The sequence below is a fragment of the Caballeronia sp. GAWG1-5s-s genome (genome assembly GCF_023631445.1).
GTDB lineage: Bacteria > Pseudomonadota > Gammaproteobacteria > Burkholderiales > Burkholderiaceae > Caballeronia.
The window spans coordinates 34,981-57,419 of the sequence record NZ_JALQDC010000022.1 but is presented as its reverse complement, the minus strand read 5'-3'; the positions used below and the strand labels follow the sequence as shown (position 1 = coordinate 57,419).

Annotated in this window: 9 protein-coding genes; all 9 read left to right on the top strand. The window is 65.1% G+C overall.

What is annotated here, in order from left to right:
* Positions 1 to 61 precede the first annotated feature (61 nt).
* The 9 genes from NCR34_RS14560 to treY all read left to right on the top strand — a co-directional run bounded on the left by NCR34_RS14560 (position 62) and on the right by treY (position 22,401).
* Positions 62 to 715, top strand: a complete 654-nt coding sequence (locus NCR34_RS14560) for a DUF1345 domain-containing protein (RefSeq protein WP_206469169.1) — start codon at positions 62 to 64, stop codon at positions 713 to 715.
* A 413-nt stretch (positions 716 to 1,128) separates the two neighbouring features.
* On the top strand, positions 1,129 to 2,778 hold the full coding sequence (gene glgA / locus NCR34_RS14555; protein ID WP_250500229.1) for a glycogen synthase GlgA: 1,650 nt from the start codon (positions 1,129 to 1,131) through the stop codon (positions 2,776 to 2,778).
* Between the two features lie 383 nt (positions 2,779 to 3,161).
* Positions 3,162 to 6,560, top strand: coding sequence for a maltotransferase domain-containing protein (locus NCR34_RS14550; RefSeq protein WP_250500228.1), 3,399 nt, complete (start codon positions 3,162 to 3,164; stop codon positions 6,558 to 6,560).
* Positions 6,561 to 6,665: 105 nt separating this feature from the next.
* Positions 6,666 to 10,046, top strand: a complete 3,381-nt coding sequence (treS, locus tag NCR34_RS14545; RefSeq protein WP_502800089.1) for a maltose alpha-D-glucosyltransferase — start codon at positions 6,666 to 6,668, stop codon at positions 10,044 to 10,046.
* Positions 10,039 to 12,267, top strand: coding sequence for a 1,4-alpha-glucan branching protein GlgB (gene glgB / locus NCR34_RS14540; RefSeq protein ID WP_250500226.1), 2,229 nt, complete (start codon positions 10,039 to 10,041; stop codon positions 12,265 to 12,267). The genes treS and glgB overlap by 8 nt, the downstream gene beginning before the upstream one ends.
* A 769-nt stretch (positions 12,268 to 13,036) precedes the next feature.
* Positions 13,037 to 15,262 (top strand): glycogen debranching protein GlgX, encoded by a 2,226-nt coding sequence (glgX, locus tag NCR34_RS14535; protein ID WP_250500225.1) that lies wholly within the window; start codon positions 13,037 to 13,039, stop codon positions 15,260 to 15,262.
* 82 nt (positions 15,263 to 15,344) lie between these two features.
* Entirely contained in the window at positions 15,345 to 17,252 is a 1,908-nt protein-coding gene (treZ, locus tag NCR34_RS14530; RefSeq protein ID WP_250500224.1) for a malto-oligosyltrehalose trehalohydrolase, read from the top strand.
* Positions 17,249 to 19,456, top strand: a complete 2,208-nt coding sequence (malQ, locus tag NCR34_RS14525) for a 4-alpha-glucanotransferase (protein ID WP_250500223.1) — start codon at positions 17,249 to 17,251, stop codon at positions 19,454 to 19,456. Before treZ ends, malQ begins: the two co-directional genes overlap by 4 nt.
* Positions 19,453 to 22,401, top strand: coding sequence for a malto-oligosyltrehalose synthase (gene treY, locus NCR34_RS14520; protein ID WP_250500222.1), 2,949 nt, complete (start codon positions 19,453 to 19,455; stop codon positions 22,399 to 22,401). The genes malQ and treY overlap by 4 nt, the downstream gene beginning before the upstream one ends.
* Positions 22,402 to 22,439 lie beyond the last annotated feature (38 nt).

Sequence of the window (22,439 nt, the reverse complement as noted above, 5' to 3'; positions counted from 1 at the left end):
TCTATGTAAGGCGCGTCAGTGATAATCGCTGGCGTCGAGCGAACCGAGCCGTTGCCACGCGATGAACCTTATCCCGTCCGTTTTGCGCACTCGTCCGCGAGCCATGATCGGCCTGCTGGTTGGTTTCGTCATCGCGGCTTTGGTTCCGGCGCACGTGCGGCCGGCCGCCCGCGCGCTGATCGGCTGGGACTCGGCTGTCTGGCTCTATCTCGCGCTGATCTGGCTACAGATGGGCACCGCGCGCCAGAGCAACGTGCAGGCGCTCGCCGAACGCGAAGACGAGAACGCCGCCGCCGTGCTCGTGATCGTGAGCCTCGCCGCCATCGCGAGCCTCGTGGCGATCGTCGTCGAACTCGCCGCAGCGAAGAGCCTCGGCTTTCGCGCGTTTCCCAACTATCTGCTGACCGGCGCGACGATGCTCGGCGCCTGGTTCCTCATTCCCACGATGTTCACGCTGCACTACGCCCGGCACTACTATCGCTCGCCGCGAGGCGATGCGGCGCTGAGATTTCCCGACCGGCATCTGAAACCCGATTATTGGGATTTCCTCTACTTCTCGTTCACCATCGCGGTCGCTTCGCAGACTTCGGACGTCGTGCTCTGCTCGACGAGCGCGCGACGCACTGCGCTCGCGCAGTCCGTCCTCTCGTTCTTCTTCAATCTCGCGGTGCTCGGTTTGTCCGTGAACATCGCCGCGAGCCTCGTCGGCGGCTGACGCCGGGCATTCGTCTCCGCTCTTCCTCTGACGCGGCGCGCAACGCGCCTGTCACACGCCGTCCTTAGTCTCTCCAAGCGCCCGACGAAACGCGTCATGTAAAAACGCGGCGCGCGCGGCTGTCAGTTTTACATGCGCGACGGCTTCGCGCGTTTCGGGTTTTCGCGTGCGCGCGAGCAGACCCTCGTCGAGCATCAGTCCGAAATGATCGTGGTCCAGCGCACATACCGCACCGACCAGTGGCACGTAGATTGCTGCACTGCGCCAGCACTACGAATTAACCCCGATCAGCACCAGGATCGCGCGGCCCGGCCTTTTCCTCGTCACCCGAGTACGCACGTCGATGACGCACGTCGATGCACGTGAACGAGGCGCATGGTCATCGTCCGCGTCTGCCCGCACAGGAGCCCATTTTGCCTTTGAACGTACTGCTGGTCGCCTCCGAGGCCGTTCCGCTCGCCAAGACGGGCGGCCTCGGCGATATGGTCAGCGCCTACGCCGCCGCCCTGCGCGCAGCAGGCGTCGATGCCACCATCCTTCTTCCCGCCTACCCGAAAGCGCTCGCGCAGGCCGAAGGCGTGAGCAAGCTCTGCACCTTGCGCGGCCTGCCGGGCGGCGACGCCGCGCTCTTGCGCGCCCGCATGCCGGACACCGGCGTCCCGGTTCTGTTGCTGCGCTGCGATGCACTCTACGCGCGCACCGGGCTCTATCAGGATGCGCAGGGCCGCGACTATCCGGACAACGCCGTGCGTTTCGCGACGCTTTCGGCCGCCGCCGTGCGCATCGCGCAGGGCGTGCGCGGCGTGAAGAAGCCCGACCTCGTTCATGCGCACGACTGGCATACCGGCCTCACGCCGCTTCTGATGAAGGATGCGGGCGTGCAGGCGAAAAGCGTCTACACGATCCATAACCTCGCGTTCCAGGGCAACTACACGCTGTCGCTGGGCGCATCGCTCGGCGTGCCGGCGAAATGGCTGGTTCATGCGCTCAGCAATCCGGAAAGCATCGAATTCTATGGCGCGCTGAGCCTCATGAAAGCCGGCATCGTCCATAGCGACCGCGTGACGACCGTCAGTGAAACGTATGCGCGCGAGATCCTGACGCCGCGCTTCGGGCACCTGATGGAAGGCGTGCTGCAAAGCTGCGCGGACAAGCTCTCGGGCGTCGTGAACGGCATCGACGAAGACGTGTGGAATCCTGCGACGGACCCGCTGATCGAGCGCGCCTATTCCTTCGACGACATGCGCGGCAAGCACGCGTGCAAGCGCCGTCTCCAGCGCATGTTCGGGCTGCCGGCCGATCCGTTCGCGCCGCTCATGGCGATCGGCAGCCGCATGACCGGCCAGAAGCTCGCGGACGTCGTGATCGACGCCTTGCCGCGCCTCCTGGAGAAGCATCCGCGTCTGCAGTTGGCCGTGATCGGCCAGGGCGAGGCGTACATCGAGCGCGGTTTCCGCCAGCTCGCGCAGCAATGGCCGGATCGCGTCGGCGTCCATATCGGCTATGACGAGCGCCGCGCGCACGCGCTGCACGCGGGCGCCGACATTCTTCTGCACGGCAGCCGCTTCGAGCCGTGCGGCCTCACGCAGATGTACGCCATGCGCTACGGCACGCTGCCAGTCGCCTCGCGCGTAGGCGGGCTCGCCGATACCATCGTCGATGCCGGGCACCACGCCGAACTGGCCTCGCGCGAGACCCTCTATGTCCGCGACGGCACGCATGACGCGCCCATCGCGATGCATGACGCGCACGACACGACGCCCGCGCCCACGGGCTTTCTCTTCGACGGCGAAACGCCCGACGACGTGATCGCCGCCGCGAGCCGCGCCATCGACGCCTACATGCGCCCGCCGGTCTGGCGCGCGATGCAGCGCAACGCGATGTCCAGCGATTTCGGCTGGGGCGAAACCGTGGCGAAGATGGTTGCGCTCTACAGCGATCTCACCGGCCTGCGCCCGAGCCGCACCGCCGTCCGTCTGCGCCGCGCTGCCGATAGCGACGCCCACGCGCTCGGCCACCGCACGCACGAGAGCGGCAAGCCGCTCGTCGCGAAGACCGCCTGACCACCGCGTGAGCCCATGCCGCGCGCGCCCGCCCGCCTGAGCGCACAGCAGCGATGCAGCGAATGCGTCGCTGTTGCGCCGGGCGCGGCACGTAACGTGCTCCCAAGCCCGTGCAATGCCCGCAGGACATCCCTTTTGGGACCGTGGCGCCCACCGGCGAGCGCGACCAGGCGGCAGCTGCGCTCGATGCATGGTGCACACGAGACGCGACCGGGACTTGCGCCGCTCGACGGCGCGGCGGTGTCCCACGGTTCGCGACGCGCGATGCGCGCCATGCGGCGTAACGTGCGGACCGGCTCTTCAGCCAGTTTGACCCGTGAGCGTGATCGCGATTGGTTGCCCGCATCCCCGCCACCGCAGGACGACTCTGGAAAAGACGAACGATGGAAAACCATCAAGCTCATCATGCGTACGCACCCCGTATTTATTTCATCGATCCCCTGCTCGTCGGACCGCTGTCCAACTGGCCTGCCCAGTTCGAACACGCGGCGGCGCTCGGTTTCGACCATGTCCTGATCGGCTCCCCGTTCGTGCCCGGCAGCAACGGGCATCGCGAGGCCGTCGCCGATCATCATCGCCTGCACCCTGTCTTCGAATGCGACGCGAGCGCCGCGGACGGCCTGCGCCAGCTCGCCGACGCCGCGAAAACGCATGGCCTGACGCTGCTCGTCGATATCGTGATCAACCGCGTGAGCGCGGAAGGCGGTCTGTATCAGGACAACAAGCACTGGTTTCAGCCGTTCGAGAGCGCGGATGCGCGGCTCGATCCGCGCCGTCCGCCGCAACAGCGCGACGTGGCCTACGCCAATTTCGCCGATGGCGAAGCCGCGCATCAACTGACGCAGTGGTGGGCGCGCGAGCTGAGCGTGATCGCGGACGCGGGCATCGGCGGCTTTCGCTTCGACTCGCCGCACGCGGTGCCGGCGCACGTGTGGCGGCGGCTCGGGGCCGCGGTGCGGGAAAAGCATCCGCAGACGCGCTGGCTCGCGTGGACCGTCGGCGTATCGCGCGATGACCTGCGCGCGCTCGCCGATGCCGAGTTCGATGCCGTCTTCGCCTCGACGCGCTGGTGGGACTTCAAGGGCGCCTGGCTCGTGGACGAGCACGCGGCGCTTTCGCGCATCGCGCCGCCGATCTCGTTCCCCGAGGAGCCGTTCGGCAAGCGCCTGATCGCGGACCTGAGCGATACGAGCGATACCGCGCTCGTCGAACGTGCGTATTGCCGCGCGCTCTACACGGCTACCGCGCTCGGCACGGGCATCCTCGTGCCGATGGGCTTCGAATTCGGCGTCGGCTTGCCGATGTCGCAGCAGTACGGCGTCGCAGCCGAGTATCAGCGCGCACAGAGCGAGGCGCGCATCGACCTGTGCGAGCAGATCAAGCGCGCGAACGGATTGCAGCGCGATACCGCGACGCTTTCCGATGTCGGCGAACTGCGCTCGCTGACAGGCGCGGGCACGCCGTACGCCGCGCTGATTCGCGCGGCCGGCGGCGACTTGCGCGATAGCGATTCGGCGGTGCTCGTGCTCGTCAATCCCGATCTGGTCGCGCCGGTGCAGGTGGACACGCGGCATTTGCTGGAAGGCGTGCCCGGCAACTACACGCGCTTCGCGCCGCTCGGCGACGCGAACGCCCCGGCGGAGCGCCTCGCGGCGTTGTCGCTGAAAGCCGGCGAAGTGCGCCTCTTCCGCGCGGAAGCCGAGCCGTTCATTCTGCTCGCGCAGCCGCAAGTGAAGCGCGGCGCAAAGACCGCCGACAAGAAGTCCGTGAACGAAGCGATCGCCGCGCCGCGCGTATCCATCGAAAGCGTCACGCCTTCGGTCGATCACGGGCGCTTTCCGGCCAAACGCATCGTCGGCGAAGCGGTCGAGATTCAGGCCGCGATCTTCGCGGAAGGTCACGACAAGATCGCGGCGGCGGTGCAATGGCGCGCCGCCGACGAAACCGAGTGGCACGAAACGCCGATGTCGCTCGTGCTTCCGCTCGGCAACGACTTGTGGACGGCGCGCATTCCGCTCGAACGCGTGGGACGTCACGAATTCGTGGTGATGGCGTGGCGCGACGACTTCGCGTCGCTCGTCGATCACATGCAGAAGAAGCTGAAGGCCGGGCAAACGGTCGAGCTCGAACTCGAAGAAGCCAAGCACCTGTTCGCGCTGATCCTCGCGGAAGTGAAGACCGTCGAGGGCTCGGACAGCGCGCCGCTCGAAGCCATCGTCAAGGAGTTCACGAAGGCCGAGTCCGAGCGCAAGCTCGAACTCGTGCTCTCGGCCGCGACGGCGAAGGCGGTCGCGGCGGCGCGGCACCGGCCGTTCCTGTCGCGCGATCCGGTCGTGTATCGCATCGACTCCGAACGCGCGGCGGCGCGCTTCGCGAGCTGGTACGAGATCTTCCCGCGCTCGATGAGCGACGACGAGAACCGTCACGGCACGTTCATCGACGTGATCGGCAAGATGCCGCGCATTCGCGAGATGGGCTTCGACGTGCTGTATTTCCCGCCGATCCATCCTATCGGCATGGCGAACCGCAAGGGCAAGAACAATTCGCTGACGGCCGAGCCGGGCGACGTGGGCAGCCCGTACGCGATCGGCGCGAAGGAAGGCGGCCACGATGCGGTGCATCCGGAGCTCGGCAACTTCGACGACTTCAAGCGCATGCTCGAAGCCGCGCACGAGCACGGGCTTGAGATTGCGCTGGACTTCGCCGTGCAGTGCTCGCCGGATCATCCGTGGCTCAAAGAGCATCCGACATGGTTCGCGTGGCGGCCCGACGGCACGTTGCGCTATGCGGAGAACCCGCCGAAGAAGTATCAGGACATCGTGAATCCGGACTTCTACGCGCAGGACGCGAAGCCCGATTTGTGGATCGCCTTGCGCGACGTGTTCCTGCACTGGATCGCGGCGGGCGTGCGTATCTTCCGCGTCGATAATCCGCATACGAAGCCGTTCCCGTTCTGGGAATGGGTCATCGGCGACGTGCGCGCGCGTCATCCCGATGTGATCTTCCTCGCTGAAGCGTTCACGCGGCCGCGCGTGATGAACCGGCTCGCGAAGCTGGGCTTTTCGCAGTCGTACACGTACTTCACGTGGCGCGAGACCAAGCGCGATTTCCTCGAATACATGCACGACCTGACGCAGACGGACGCGAAGGATTACTTCCGGCCGAACTTCTTCGTCAACACGCCGGACATCAACCCGCGCTTCCTGCAAAGCTCGGGGCGTCCCGGCTTCGTGATTCGCGCCGCGCTCGCCGCGACGCTTTCCGGGCTGTGGGGCGTGTACAGCGGCTTCGAATTGTGCGAGTCCGCCGCGCTGCCGAATAGCGAAGAGTATCTGGATTCCGAGAAGTATCAGTTGAAGGCGTGGGACTGGAACCGGCCCGGCAATATCGTCGGCGAAGTGACGGCGCTCAATCGCATTCGACGCGCGAATCCCGCGTTGCAGACGCATCTCGGCGTGAACTTCCTGCCCGCGCATAACGATCACATCCTCTTCTTCGAGAAGGCCAACGCATCGCGCGATAACGTGGTGCTCGTCGCGATCAATCTCGATCCGTTCAACGAGCAAGGCGCGGATATCGAACTGCCGTGGCAGACGCTGGAGCGCTGGGGCGTGAAGGAATGGGACGCCATCGCGGTCGAGGATCAGATGACGGGCGAGCGTTTCGAGTGGCGCGGCCGGCGTCAGCATGTGCGGCTCAACCCGCATTCGCTGCCCTTCGCGATCTGGCGCATCTCGCCGACGTGGGGTCTGCCGAAGCCTTCGCCCGACGGAGAACGTTAATTGCGACACGGTACGAATGAGCAGCCAACGTCAGCGACGACAGCGAACCGATAACAGGGCAGAGATTCGCCTACAAGAGCACTGGAGCAAACCGTGGATACAAGGGTGAAGCGCAGCAAGAAGTCGTCGACTCTCAGCGACGATCCGCTGTGGTACAAGGACGCGATCATCTATCAGGTGCACATCAAGTCGTTCTTCGATGCGAACAACGACGGCATCGGCGACTTCCCGGGCTTGCTCGCGAAGCTGGATTACATCGCGGAGCTCGGCGTCGACGCCATCTGGCTGCTGCCGTTCTATCCCTCGCCGCGCCGTGACGACGGTTACGACATCGCCGATTATCGCAACGTGCATCCGGATTACGGCACCATCGCCGATGTCAAACGCTTCATTCAGGAAGCGCACGCGCGCGGCATTCGCGTCATCACGGAACTGGTCATCAATCACACGTCGGACCAGCATCCGTGGTTTCAGCGCGCGCGCCGCGCGAAGCCGGGATCGAATCACCGCAACTACTACGTGTGGTCCGATACCGACAAGAAGTACGAAGAGACGCGGATCATCTTCATCGACACCGAGCCTTCGAACTGGACGCATGATCCCGTCGCGGGTCAGTACTACTGGCACCGCTTCTATTCGCACCAGCCGGATTTGAACTTCGACAATCCGGCCGTGATGAAGGAAGTGCTGCAGATCATGCGCTTCTGGCTCGACATGGGCATCGACGGTCTGCGGCTGGACGCGGTGCCGTATCTCGTCGAACGCGAAGGCACCAACAACGAGAATCTGCCCGAGACGCACGCCATCCTGAAGCAGATTCGCGCGACCATCGACGCCGAGTATCCGAACCGCATGCTGCTCGCCGAAGCGAACCAGTGGCCGGAAGACGTGAAGGAGTACTTCGGCGACGAAGACGAATGCCACATGGCGTTCCACTTCCCGCTGATGCCGCGCATCTACATGTCGATTGCGAGCGAAGACCGCTTCCCCATCACCGACATCATGCGGCAGACGCCGGACCTCGCCGAAACGAATCAGTGGGCGATCTTCCTGCGCAACCACGACGAACTCACGCTCGAAATGGTCACGGACTCCGAGCGCGATTACTTGTGGAACACGTACGCGAGCGACCGCCGGGCGCGCCTGAACCTCGGCATTCGCCGGCGTCTCGCGCCGCTGATGGAACGCGACCGCCGCCGCATCGAGCTCATCAATTCGCTGCTCTTTTCGATGCCGGGCACGCCCGTCATCTACTACGGCGACGAGCTCGGCATGGGCGACAACATCCACCTGGGCGACCGCGACGGCGTGCGCACGCCGATGCAATGGTCGTCGGATCGCAACGGCGGCTTCTCGCGCGCCGATCCCGAACAACTCGTGCTGCCGCCGGTGATGGGCTCGCTCTACGGCTACGACGCGATCAACGTCGAAGCGCAAAGCCGCGACCCGCATTCGCTTCTGAACTGGACGCGCAAGATGCTCGCGGTGCGGCGCTCGAAGCACGCGTTCGGACGCGGCACCATTCGTTTTTTGAAGCCGAGCAATCGCAAGATTCTCGCGTATCTGCGTGAACTGAAGGGCGAGCCGCCTATTCTCTGCGTCGCGAATCTCTCGCGCGCGCCGCAAGCGGTGGAGCTCGATCTGTCGGAATTCGCGGGCTCCGTGCCGCTCGAAATGACGGCGGATCAGCCCTTCCCCGCCATCGGTCAGCTCACCTATCTGCTGACCTTCCCGCCTTACGGCTTCTTGTGGTTCCAGCTTTGCCCCGGCAACATGCGCCCCGCATGGTCGCAGGCACCGTCGGAGCAGTTACCGGAGTTCGTCACCATGGTGATTCGCGCAGGGCAAACGGGACCGACGCCCGAGAACGTGCGTCTGCTCGAATCGGAAGTGCTGCCGAGCTATCTCAGCAAGCGCCGCTGGTTTGCATCGAAAGATCAACAGTTGCATGCGGTGCGCCTCGCCGCGCTCACGACAATCGAAGGCGCGGGCTTCGCGTTCACCGAGATCGAAGCCGACGTCGGCGATCACACCGAACGCTATGTGTTGCCGCTTTCCATTGCATGGGGCACGGAAACCACGTCGCCGCTCTATATGCAACTCGCGCTCGCGCGCGTGCGGCGCGGCCGCACGATCGGGCATATCACGGATGCGTTCGCGGTGCCGCAATTTACCTACGGCATCTTGCAGAAGCTCGCGCAGCGCGCCGTGGTGCCGACCGTGCAGAAGAGCGAGATCCGTTTCTTGCCGACCGAACGCTTCGGCACGCTCGACATGAATCCCGCGTCGCCGCCCGAGATTCGCTGGCTCGCGGCGGAACAGAGCAACAGCTCGCTCGTGATCGGCGACAAGATCGTGCTGAAGCTGGTGCGGCGCGTGGTCGGCGGCATTCATCCGGAAGCGGAGATGAGCCGCTATCTCACGAAGCTTGGCTATGCAAACACCGGCCCGTTGTATGGCGAAGTCGTGCGTGTCGATCCGCAAGGCGTCCCGCATACGCTCGTGATTCTGCAAGGCTTCGTCGACAATCAGGGCGATGCATGGAACTACGCGCTCGACTATCTGCGCCGCGTGGTGGATGAGCTTGCCGTCACGGTCGATACCGAAGATAGCAAGCCGGATCACAGCGCTCAATTGAACGGCTTCGAAGGCTACGGCAACATCATCGGGATCATCGGCAAGCGGCTGGGTGAATTGCACGTCGCGCTCGCCACGCCGACCGACGACGAAGCATTCTCGCCGCGTCGCGCGACGGCGGAAGACGTGCAAGGCTGGATCGACGGCACGCTGCAACTGCTCACCAGCGCGCTCGATATCCTCGCGCAGAAGATCGGCGGCTTCAACGAGCACGACCGCTTCCTCGCGCAAAGCCTGCTGGACCGCCGAGAGAAGCTCATCGAAGCGGTGAAGCAGCTCGTGACGTCCGACGCCGATGCGCTGTGCATTCGCATCCACGGCGACTTCCACCTCGGTCAGGTGTTGATGGCGCAAGGCGACGCCTATCTGATCGACTTCGAAGGCGAGCCCGCGCGCACGCTCGAAGAGCGTCGCAAGAAGACGAGCCCGCTGCGCGACGTGGCCGGTCTCTTGCGTTCGCTGTCGTATGCGAGCGCCGCCGCGCAGCCGACCACCGAAGCCGCGCCGGCGCAAACGGCCGACCGCAAGCGCGCGCTGTTCGAACGCATGCGCGCCGTCGCGGAAGAGAGCTTCATGCGGCAATACCGCGAAGCGATTGCGTCGTCGCCCGAACCGATTGCGGGCGAGAGCGCGTTGCCTGCGCTGCTCGATCTCTTCCTGATCGAGAAAGCCGCTTACGAAATCCGCTATGAAGCGGCGAACCGGCCGACGTGGATCGGTCTTCCGCTGCGGGGCCTCGCGTCGCTCGCGAGCCGCCTGCTCGGCGACACGGGCGAGCCGCCCGCGCCCGGCACGCGGCCCGTGTTCGATGTAACCAAGGACAATCCGGATGGAACTCACCATGAATAACCGTAGCGATCCGGGAGCGGATACGAGGAATCCGGCCCACGGCCTGAATCCGCTCGACATCGATGCGCTCGTCGAGGCGCGGCATCCCGATCCGTTCTCGATGCTCGGCCTGCATCAGACCGAGCACGGCTATGTCGTGCGCGTGTTTCTGCCGAACGCGGCCGGCGTGAGCGTGCTCGATGCGGGCAGCGGCGAGCCGCTCGGAACGCTCACGCGCATTCACGATGCGGGTCTTTTCGCGGGATTCATCGAGCGGCCCACGGCTTACCGGCTTCTGATCGACTGGCACGGCACGCCGCAGGAGACACACGATCCGTATTCGTTCGGCCCCGTGCTCTCCGATGACTGGCTGCATCGCCTGTCGCAAGCCGATCCGTATGCGGTGCTCGAATGTCTCGGCTCGCGGCCGATCACGCATGGCGGCGTGGCGGGCGTGCGCTTCGCGGTGTGGGCGCCGAATGCGCGGCGCGTGTCGGTGGTCGGCGACTTCAATACGTGGGACGGACGCCGCCACCCGATGCGTCTGCGTCATAACGCGGGCGTGTGGGAGCTGTTCATTCCGGGCATCGGCGCGGGCACGCGCTACAAGTACGAGATCGTCGCGCGCGAGGGCTACACGCTGCCGCTGAAGGCCGATCCGTGCGCGATGCAAAGCGAGAAGCCGCCTTCGACCGCATCGGTGGTGGCGGATGCGGACGCCATCGACCATTACGCATGGACCGACGCCGAATGGATGAACTCGCGCGCCGGCAAGCAGACGCCACAGGCGCCGATCGCGATTTACGAAGCGCATGCGGAATCGTGGCTGCGCGTGCCGGAAGAAGGCAATCGCGGCATGAACTGGCACGAGCTCGCCGAGCGCCTCATTCCGTACGCGAAGGGCATGGGCTTCACGCATATCGAGTTCATGCCGGTCGCGGAGCATCCGTTCGGCGGATCGTGGGGCTATCAGCCGCTCGGCCAGTTCGCGCCGTCCGCGCGCTTCGGCACGCCGGAGCAGTTTGCGGAGTTCGTGAACCGCGCGCATGAGGCCGGGCTCGGCATCATCATCGACTGGGTGCCGGCGCACTTTCCGAACGATGCGCACGGCCTCGTGCACTTCGACGGCACGCCGCTTTACGAGCATGCCGATCCGCGCGAGGGGTATCACCAGGACTGGAACACGATGATCTACAACCTCGGCCGCAACGAGGTGAGCGCGTTCCTGATCGCATCGGGGCTCGCGTGGCTGAAGCGTTATCACGTCGATGGACTGCGTGTCGATGCGGTTGCATCGATGCTGTATCGCGACTATTCGCGCAAGGCGGGCGAGTGGGTGCCGAACATCTATGGCGGCCGAGAGAATCTCGAATCGATTGCGTTCCTGAAGCGGCTGAATCAGGAAGTGCGGCACATTCCGGGCGCGATCACGATTGCGGAAGAATCGACGGCGTGGCCGGGCGTGACGGCGAGCGTCGATAGCGGCGGACTCGGTTTCGACTTCAAGTGGAACATGGGCTGGATGCACGATACGCTGCACTACATGCAGGAAGATCCGGTGTACCGGCAGTATCACCATCACCTGTTCACGTTCGGTATGGTGTACGCGTATTCCGAGCGCTTCGTGCTGCCGCTATCGCACGATGAAGTCGTGCATGGCAAGGGATCGCTCATCGGCAAGATGCCGGGCGACCGCTGGCAGAAGTTCGCGAACCTGCGCGCGTATTTAAGCTTCATGTGGACGCATCCGGGCAAGAAGCTGCTTTTCATGGGCGGCGAGTTCGGCCAGGTCGCGGAGTTCAATCACGATCAGTCGCCGCACTGGCATTTGCTCGATGACGCGATGCACGGCGGCCTGCAAAAGCTCGTGCGCGATCTGAACATGCTCTATGCGCATGAGTCTGCGCTGCACAAGCTCGATAGCGATCCGCGCGGCTTCGAGTGGATTGTCGGCGATGACAATGGCAATAGCGTCTTTGCGTTTCGGCGCACGGACGCCGAGGGGCGCGAACTCGTGGTCATATGCAACATGACGCCGGTGCCGCGGCATGGGTATCGCGTAGGGTTGCCGCGCGGCGGGCGCTGGAGTGAGATCCTCAATTCGGATGCGGCCATTTATGGCGGGTCCAATATGGGGAATGGGGGCGTTATTCATGCCGATGACCATCCTAGTCATGGGAAGCAGCAGTCTGCTGCACTGACTTTGCCTCCTTTGGCTGCTATCGTTTTGCGGGCTGATTAGACGTTTTGCTTTTGCCTGCGGCGCTTTTTCGGGGAACTTGCTTTCGCGTCGGTCTATTGGCGTTGCCCCTCCCCGGGGCGGGGGTCACTTTCTTTGCTGCTGCAAAGAAAGTAACCAAAGAAAGCAGCTTTTTTCTGGGCCCGCAGCACTGAAAAGGTAGTCACTTCGCAGAGAGACCGTGGCACTCAGTTGGATACAGCCTTGAATCGCCTTCCGCGCCCGCTGAGCACCACGTCCTCCGAGCCCCTTGGCTCGTTAACACCAACGTGCGTTTGCGCGTGTCGCATGCAAGAAGGAAGTGCCTGTGTCCAACGATCTCGAACTACCTGCGCGCTTCGATTGGCTTGGGCAACGCGAGAAGAGCGACATGAGCGATGTTCCCGACGGTTTTGACGAGCCAATGGGCTTGAGGACGTGCTGGTCGGGGGGCGTCGAGGGTAACGCAACTTCGGCCGCGCTACTGGCAGGCATCATACGAGCGATGCTCCCGAAGGTTTTGACGAGCCAAGGGGCTCGGAGGACGTGGTGGTCAGCGGGCGTGGAGGGTGATTCAGGGTTGATTCAAGCTGAGTGCCAATGACTTGCTGCGGAGTGACCACACTGTTCGTGCTTTGGGCTAAAAAAAGCTGCTTTCTTTGGTTACTTTCTTTGCAGCAGCAAAGAAAGTGACCCCCGCCCCGGGGAGGGGCAACGCTAATAGACCGACAAGAAAACAAGTTCCCCGACAAAGAAACCAAGCACCCCTGAGCGAAGCTCAAAAAAAACCACTATGCCGAACGCACTCCCCGAAAAGTTGCTCCCGGGCGCTCCGTACCCGCTCGGAGCCAACTGGGACGGTTTGGGCGTCAACTTCGCCGTGTTCTCGTCGAACGCGCACCGCATCGAGGTGTGTCTCTTCGACAGCACCGGCCGCAAGGAGCTGATGCGCTTCGACCTGCCCGAATGCACCGACGAAATCTGGCACGGCTATCTGCCGGGCGCGCATCCCGGCACCGTGTACGGCTTTCGCGCGCACGGGCCGTATCAGCCGCAGCACGGGCATCGCTTCAATCCGCACAAGCTGCTGCTCGATCCGTACGCGAAGAAGCTCGTCGGCCCGTGGCGATGGTCCGATGCGCTCTTCGGTTATCGCGTGCATTCGAACCGGCTCGACATGTCGATGGACCGCCGCGATTCCGCGCCCGCGATGCCCAAGTGCATCGTCACCGACGACGCCTTCGACTGGTCCCGCGACGTGCGCCCCGATACGCCCTGGGGCGAAACCATCATCTACGAAACGCATGTGCGCGGCGCATCCATGCTGCGCGGCGATATTCGTCAGCACGAACGCGGCACGTTCGCGGCGCTCTCCTCGCCGTGGTTCATCGAGCACTTGCAGAAGCTCGGCATCACCGCCGTCGAGTTCCTGCCGGTGCACGCGTTTCTGAACGACCGCTTCCTCATCGAGCGCGGACTGCGCAATTACTGGGGCTATAACACCGCGGCGTTCTTCGCGCCCGAGCCCACGTATCTGTCCACGCATCGGCTCAACGAAATGCGCATCGCCGTGCGGCAACTGCACGCGGCAGGCATCGAAGTCATACTCGACGTCGTCTACAACCACACCTGCGAAGGCAGCGAACTCGGGCCGACGCTGTCGTGGCGCGGGCTCGACAACGCCAGCTACTATCGTCTGATTCCCGGCGACGAACGGCATTACATCAACGAGACCGGCTGCGGCAACACGGTGAATCTCTCGCATCCACGCGTGCTGCAAATGGTGATGGATTCGCTGCGCTACTGGTGCACGGCGTTCAACATCGACGGCTTTCGTTTCGATCTCGGTGTCACGCTCGGGCGCGAAGGTCATGGCTTCGATCCGGGCTCGGGCTTCTTCGACGCCATCCGCCAAGACCCGATTCTCTCCACGCGCAAGCTCATTTCCGAGCCGTGGGATATCGGGCCGGACGGTTATCAGGTCGGCAATCATCCGCCGGGCTTCGCGGAATGGAACGACAAGTTCCGCGACGGCGTGCGGCGCTTCTGGCGCGGCGACGCCGGCATGCGGCCGGATCTCGCCGCGCGTCTCACGGGCTCGGCGGAACTCTTCAACCGGCGCTTTCGCAAGCCGTGGGCGTCGGTGAACTTCGTCGCGTCGCACGACGGCTTCACGCTCGCCGACGTGACCGCCTACACGCACAAGCACAACGAAGCGAATCAGGAAGGCAACAACGACGGCCACAACGAGAATTTCAGCGCGAACTGGGGCGTGGAAGGCCCGACCGACGACCCGAAGATCCTCGACATCCGCGCGCGTCTCGCGCGTTCGATGATCGCGACGACGCTGCTCTCGCTCGGCACGCCGATGATCCTCGGCGGCGACGAATTCCTGCGCACGCAGCGCGGCAACAACAACGCGTACTGTCAGGACAACGAGTTGTCGTGGATGGATTGGGACGCGGCGCAAAGCCCGCGCGGCGTGGAGATGACGGAGTTCGTCGCGCGCGTGATCGCGCTGCGCAAAAAATACCCGGTGCTGCGCGAAACGCGCTTTCTCTACGGCGACCGCGAAGTGCTGCCCGGCCTCTACGACGTCAGCTGGTTCGACGAACGCGGCAACGCGCTCGCCATCGAAGCGTGGCAGGACCCCGAAGGCCGCGCGTTGACTTTGCGTCGCGCGGGACCCGGCATCCACAGCGAAATCGACGTCATCCTCATCATGATCAACGGCTCCGCGAGCCCGCTCGCGTTCGCGCCGCCCGCGCCGCACTTGGAATGGAACGTGCTGCTAGACAGCGCGGAACCTGACGCCGTCGAACGGCCGCTCGTGGGCAGCGAACTGCAGCTGGAAGCGCATAGCATCGTCGTGCTGCTGGCGCAGCCGTCGGGCCAAGCGGACTGGCAGGCTGTCTGGATGGCGGGCGCGCATCAGGGCCCGCGACTTCTGACCGCGCTGCCGCCGGACCCCGGCACGTTGCCGTCGAACCGGCCACACGAGACCGATTCGACGCAGTAGCGCCACGTCGGACGCACGACGTCGAGGCTCGCGCGGCACGCTCCACCGTAGGCAATGCGACAAGCAAACCTGGCACTCAATCATGTCCGAACGTCCGATCGATCCTCATCAGCATCACCACGCGCATTGCCTTCCTTTCGGCGCGCATCTCACCGGCGCGGCGGGCGACAATCCGCGCACGCGCTTTCGCTTTTGGGCGCCTTCGCGCGACCACGTTCAAGTGGAGATTCAACGCCCCGGCAACACGACGCCCGACCTCGTCGACATGCAGCCGGCCGGCGACGGCTGGTTCGAAGCCGAAGCCGATGGCGGCGCGGGCACGCTGTATCGCTATCGTCTTGATGCGGACCTCGCCGTGCCCGATCCGGCCTCGCGCTTTCAGCCGCAAGACGTGCACGGCCCGAGCGAAGTGGTCGATCCGCGCGCGTATCGCTGGACGAATACCAACTGGCACGGCCGGCCGTGGGAAGAGACCGTGCTCTACGAGCTGCACGTCGGCGCGATGGGCGGCTACGCGGGCGTTACCGCGCGTCTGCCGGAACTCGCGCAACTCGGCGTCACGGCCATCGAACTGATGCCGCTCAACGACTTCTCCGGCACGCGCAACTGGGGCTATGACGGCGTGCTACCGTATGCGCCCGATTCGGCGTATGGCCGTCCGGAAGAACTGAAGCAGCTAATCGACACCGCGCACGGCTTGGGTCTCATGGTCTTTCTCGATGTCGTCTATAACCACTTCGGCCCGGACGGCAACTATCTGCACGCCTACGCGAAGACCTTCTTCCGCGAAGGCGTGAACACGCCGTGGGGCCCGGCTATCGACTTCGAACGTCCGCAAGTGCGCGACTTCTTCTTCGACAACGCACTGTACTGGCTCAACGAGTACCGTTTCGACGGCCTGCGCCTCGACGCGGTGCATGCGATCAACGACGACGAATGGCTGCGCGAACTTGCGGACCGCGTGCGCAGTTCCGTGGAGGCGGGACGTCACGTGCATCTGGTGCTCGAGAACGAGCACAACACGGCGAGCCTGCTCGAGAACCACTTCAACGCGCAGTGGAGCGACGACGCGCACAACACGCTGCACGTGCTGCTCACGGGCGAAAACGAGAGCTACTACGGCGCGTATGCGGAGGAGCCCATTCAAAAGCTCGCGCGCGTGCTGTCCGAAGGCTTCGTGTATCAGGGCGATCCGTCGCCGATTCACGACGGCGCCCCGCGCGGCGAGCCGAGCGGTCACTTGCCGCCCACGGCCTTCGTCATGTTTCTGCAGAATCACGATCAGGTTGGCAACCGCGCGATGGGCGACCGCCTGCGCGCGCTGACCGACGACGAATCGCTCTATGCGGCCACCGGCCTTTTGCTGCTATCGCCGCAAATTCCGATGCTTTTCATGGAAGAACAGTACGGCTCCAGGCAGCCGTTCCTGTTCTTCACCGACTATCACGATGAACTGGCCGACGCCGTGCGCGAAGGACGTCGCAAGGAATTCGCGAAGTTCTCCGCGTTCACGGATGAAAAGCGCCGTGCGCAGATTCCCGATCCGAACGACAAGCGCACATTCGAGATGTCCTCGCCGAACATCGCGAACAAGGAAGACGAACTGGATCGCCTCGAATGGCTGCATTTCTATCGCTCGGGGCTGACGGTGCGCGCGAAGCTCATCACGCCGCGTCTGAAAGGCGCGAAGGCGCTCGGCGCGAACGTGCTCGGCGAGAAGGCGCTCGTCGCGCGCTGGAAGCTCGGCGACGGCGAGACGCTCACTATCGCGCTGAACTTGGCCGATGCGCCCGTCGCGCTTTCCGATGCACCTTCCGATGCACCACAAGGCAAGGTGATCTTCGAGACGCCGCCGCGCGCGCAGGATCGCACGGCCAAGGGTGAACTGGGCGGCCGCACGTTCGTCGCGTGGCTGACCGGCGAAGTGAACGAATACGCGACCGCGCACGACGCGCGCCGCTTCGAACCGACTGAAGGACAACGCTCGTGAGCGCCGCGAATCAAGGCAAAAGTGAGCGCCCGCGCTCGTCGATCGAAACCCTCGCCGAGCGCGCGGGTTTCGAAGTCGAGTGGCAGGACGCGCACAAAAAGACGCAGCGGGTGCCGGAAAACACGCTGCGCATCCTGCTCGAAAAGCTCGGCCTGCCGTGCGGCAACGCCACGCAGATCAAGCAAAGCATGGCCGCCGTCGATGCCGAAATGAGCGGCCGCAAGCTGCCGCCGCTCATCACGGCGGAAGTGGATCGCGGCATCGCGCTGCCGGCGGCGGCGGCGAAATCGGGCGCGCGCTATCGCGTCGAGCTTGAGAACGGCGAGATCATCGACGGGCGCTTCACGTCGCCCAAAGGCGAAACCGCGCTGCTCGCGCCGATTGCCGAGCCGGGCTATCACACGCTCGTCATCAACGACCATCGCACGACGCTCGCTGTCGCGCCGACGCGCTGCTATACGGTCGATGACGCATGGCGCGCGTTGCAGGACGACGCCGGCGACACCGAACACGCGCCGCCGCTCTGGGGCATCGCCGCGCAAGTGTATGGCTTGCGCCGCAACGGCGACGGCGGCGTGGGCGACTTCACCGCGCTCGCCTCGCTCGCGACGCAGGCGGCGAAGCAAGGCAGCCACGCGCTCGCCATCAGTCCGATGCACGCCATGTTCACCGCCGAGCCGAACAAGTGCAGCCCGTACTCGCCGTCGTCGCGGCTCTTCGTCAACATCGCGCATATCGATCCGGCCGCCGTGCTCGGCGCGCCGGCTGCACGCGCCGCGATCGAGAAAGCCGGCGTCGCCGATGAACTCGCCGCGCTCGAAGGACTGCCGCTGATCGACTGGCCGCGTTTGATGCAAGCGCGCGTGGCCGTGCTGCGCGCCCTCTTCGACGGCTTCTCGCAAGACGACGATTCGCCCTTTGCAAAGGACTTCGCATCGTTCGTCGAGAAAGGCGGCCGCGCGCTGTTAGACCACGCGCGCTTCGAGGCGCTGCAAGCCGAACAGATCGCGCAGAACGGCGAAGGCCACTGGCGCAACTGGCCCGAGGAACTGCGCGACCCGCGCAGCGAAGCGGTGACCGCGTTCGCCGAGGCGCATCGGCGCGAAGTGGACTTCTATCTTTTCACGCAATGGCTCGCGGCCAAGGGACTCGCGCACGCCCAGCATGCTGCGCGCGATGCGGGCATGGCGGTCGGTCTCGTGGCGGATCTCGCGGTCGGCTGCGATAGCGCGGGCAGTCACGCGTGGTCGTATCGCGACGACATGCTGACCGGCGTGTCCGTCGGCGCGCCGCCCGATCTCTTCAATCAGGCCGGGCAGTCGTGGGGCCTCACGACGTTCTCGCCGCGCGCCATGCGCATGCAGGGCTTCGCCGCGTTCATCGACATGCTGCGCGCCGCGTTCGCGCACGCGGGCGGCATCCGCATCGACCATATTCTCGGGCTGCGCCGCCTTTGGCTCGTGCCCGAAGGCGAAAGCGCGAAAGACGGCGCGTATCTGCGCTATCCGTTCGAAGACCTGTTGCGGCTGATCGCGCTGGAATCGTGGCGGCATCGCGCGATCGTGGTCGGCGAAGACCTCGGCACCGTGCCGCCGGGCTTCAGCGAGCGCTTGCAGGAGCAGGGTTTGCTAGGCATACGTGTACTCTGGTTCGAACGTGCTCAGGATGGCGAAGGATTCAAGCCGCCGGGCGAGTGGAGCGATGGCGTGACGGCAACGACGACGACGCACGACCTGCCGACCGTCAACGGATGGTGGCGCGGCGAAGACATCGAATGGCGCTCGAAGATCGGCCAGACGATGGCGCGCGCCGATGGCCGCGATCCGGTCGAGGCGGCGATGGAAGAGCGCGGCGTCGATCGCGGGCATCTGTGGCAGGCGTTCCAGGAAGCCGGCATCGCGCCGAAAGACGTGCCGCCGCCTTCCGTCGACAACGCGCCCGTGGACGAGGCGTTGGCCTTCGTCGGCATGACGCCCGCGCCGCTCGTCACGTATCCGCTCGAAGACCTGCTCGGACTCGTGGAGCAGCCGAATCTGCCCGGTTCCATCGACGAGCATCCGAACTGGCGGCGGCGTCTCGCGCTGCCGGTGGACGAGATGATGAACGACGATGCGTTCCGCGACCGTCTGCTCGCCGTCGAATCAGCCCGCAAGCGCGCCGTGCGCCCTGACAACTCAGACACACCCAAATCCGAAACACCATGACCGTACCGCGCTCCACGCTAAGGCTTCAGCTTCACAAGGACTTCACCTTCGACGACGCCGCCGCGCAAGTGGACTACTTCGCGTCGCTCGGGGTGAGCCACGCGTATGCGTCGCCGATCACGACCGCGACCTCCGGTTCCACGCACGGCTACGACACCGTCGACTACACGAAGGTCAACCCCGAGCTCGGCGGCGAGGAAGGCTTGCGCCGCTTCGTCGAAAAGCTGCGCGCGCATGACATGGGCTTGATCGTCGACGTCGTGCCGAACCACATGGGCGTCGGCGGATCGGAGAACGCGTGGTGGCAGGACATCCTCGAATGGGGACGCCACGCGGCGCATGCGCGCTTCTTCGACGTCGACTGGCACTCGCCCGATCCCGCGCTGCGCGGCAAGGTGCTCGCGCCTTTTCTGGGCGCGGCCTACGGCGAAGAGCTGCAAGGCGGCAAGATCAAGCTCGCGTATCGTCAGGAGGAAGGCCGCTTCGTCATCGAGTATTACTCGCATGTGTTCCCGGTGTGTCCGGTGGATTACCCCGCCGTGCTTCAGGAAGCGCCCGAGCTTGCGCAACGCTTCGCCGGCCTGACGACGCAGCCCGTCGATCAGCCGCGCGCCGCCGACGCGCGCACGGCGCTCGTGACCATCGCGAACACGGAAGGCGGCCGCGCCGCGATCGAAGCGGTGCTCGCCGCGCATTCGCCGCAAACGCCGGCGGGCCGCGAGCGTCTGCACCGGCTGCTGGAGCGCCAACACTACCGGCTCGCATGGTGGCGCACGGCAGCGGACGAAGTGAACTGGCGGCGCTTCTTCGACGTGAGCACGCTCGGCGGCGTGCGCGTCGAGCGGCCGGAAGTGTTCGAGGCATCGCATGCGCTGATTTTCCGGCTCTTCACCGAAGGGCTGATCGACGGCGTTCGGATCGATCACGTCGATGGTCTCGCGGAACCGCGCGAGTATTGCCAGCGCCTGCGCGCGCGGCTCGAAGAACTGTCGGCGGAGCGGCCCGAAGCGTTGCGCAACGGCAATGGCCACACGTATTTCGTCGTCGAGAAGATTCTGGCGCGCGGCGAGCCCTTGCGCCGCGACTGGCAAGTGGACGGCACGACCGGCTACGACTTCATGAACGACGTCGGCGCGCTCCTGCATGATCCGGCGGGCGCGGAGCCGCTTGCCGCGCTGTGGGCCGAGATCACGGGCAAGAGCAGCGAATTCGCGGACGAGGCGCTGATCGCGCGCCGCAAGATTCTCGCGGAGAACCTGTCGGCGGAACTGGATCGCGTGACGCGGGCGCTGCATCGCATTGCACGCGATGCGCAGACCACGCGCGATTACACGTTCACGTCGATTCGCCGCGTGGTGGCGGAACTCGTCGTCCATTTCCCGGTGTATCGCATTTATCCGGTCGGCGGCGTGCGCAGTCCCGAAGACGAGCGCTACTTCTCGCAGGCGCTCGAAGCCGCCCGCGCGTCGCTGGCGCGCGCGGATCACGTGATACTCGATCAAGTCGCGCAATGGCTCGGCGGCAAGCTGCCCGACGACGGCGCGCAGCACGAGCGCGGCGACAAGAACGACCGTCAGCGGGATCGCGCGGCCGAACGCAATCGCGACCGCAATCACGCGCAGGTTCACGCGGGTCAAGGCCAGAACCCGAATCAGAACCCGCAGGCATCCGCGGGATCGCAGCGGCGCGCGGCGCAGACGTTGTTCTCGCAACTCACCTCGCCTGTCGCGGCGAAGGCGGTCGAGGATACGGCGTGCTATCGCTACGGCCGCCTCATCTCGCGCAACGAAGTGGGCGCCGATCCGGGCGAGTTTTCACTGTCGCTCGAAGAGTTCCACAAGGCCAATCGCGAGCGGCTTGCCTCCTTCCCGCACGCGATGCTTTGCACCGCGACGCACGACCACAAACGCGGCGAGGACGTGCGCGCGCGCATCGCCGCATTGAGCGAGATTCCCGACGAATGGGCTGCGACGCAGAAGGCGTGGTCCACGCTGAACGCGCCGTTGCGGCGCGGCCCGAACGGCGGCCACAACGAAACGAGCGACAGCCACGACTGGGCGCCCGGTCCCGCCGCCGAATCGATGCTCTATCAGACGCTCGTCGGCTGCTGGCCGCTCACGCTCTCGCCAGACGACGAAGCGGGCGTGCAGGAACTCGCCGAACGCGTCGCGCAATGGCAGCTGAAGGCATTGCGCGAAGGCAAGCTGCGCACGAGCTGGTTCGCGCCCGACGAAGCCTACGAGCAGGCGTGCCGCGACTTCCTGTTCGATATCGTCGCGCCGCAGCGCCGCAGCGGCTTTCTTCAGGAGCTATCGAAGTTCGTCGAGCGCCTTGGGCCGCTCGGCGCCATCGACAGCTTCCAGCAGACGCTCCTGCGGCTCACGTCGCCGGGCGTGCCGGATCTGTATCAGGGCACCGAGCTGTGGGATTTCAGTCTGGTCGATCCGGACAATCGGCGTCCGGTGGATTACGCGCTGCGCCGCAAGTGGCTCGAAGAGATCGACGAAAAAGGACCGCCGTCCGAGCAGATGGAAAACTGGCGCGACGGGCGCGTGAAGCTCGGGCTCGTGCGGCGAGCGCTGGCGCTGCGCAAGCACTGCGAGTCGCTGTTCGCGCAGGGCGACTACGTGCCGCTCACCGTGCAGGGCCAACACGCGAAGCATGTGATCGCCTATGCGCGGCATGCGGGCAGCGCGTATGCGATCGTCGTCGCGACCCGGCATGCGGCGCGTTTGCTCGGCGATAAGCGCGATGTGCCGCTGGTCGAGCCTTCGGTCTGGGGCGATACGTCGATCGTGCTGCCGGAAGCGCTGCATTCGCGCGCGCTCTTCGACTGGCTCAGTCCCAACGCGCCGAAGGCCGATGGCGAGCGGTTGTTCGTGCGCGACGTGCTCGGCGTGATGCCGGTCGCGTTGCTCGTGGAGGAAGGCGTTCCGGGCGGTTGATAGGTCGATGTTGCGATGGCCGCGAGCGCCCGCTCGCG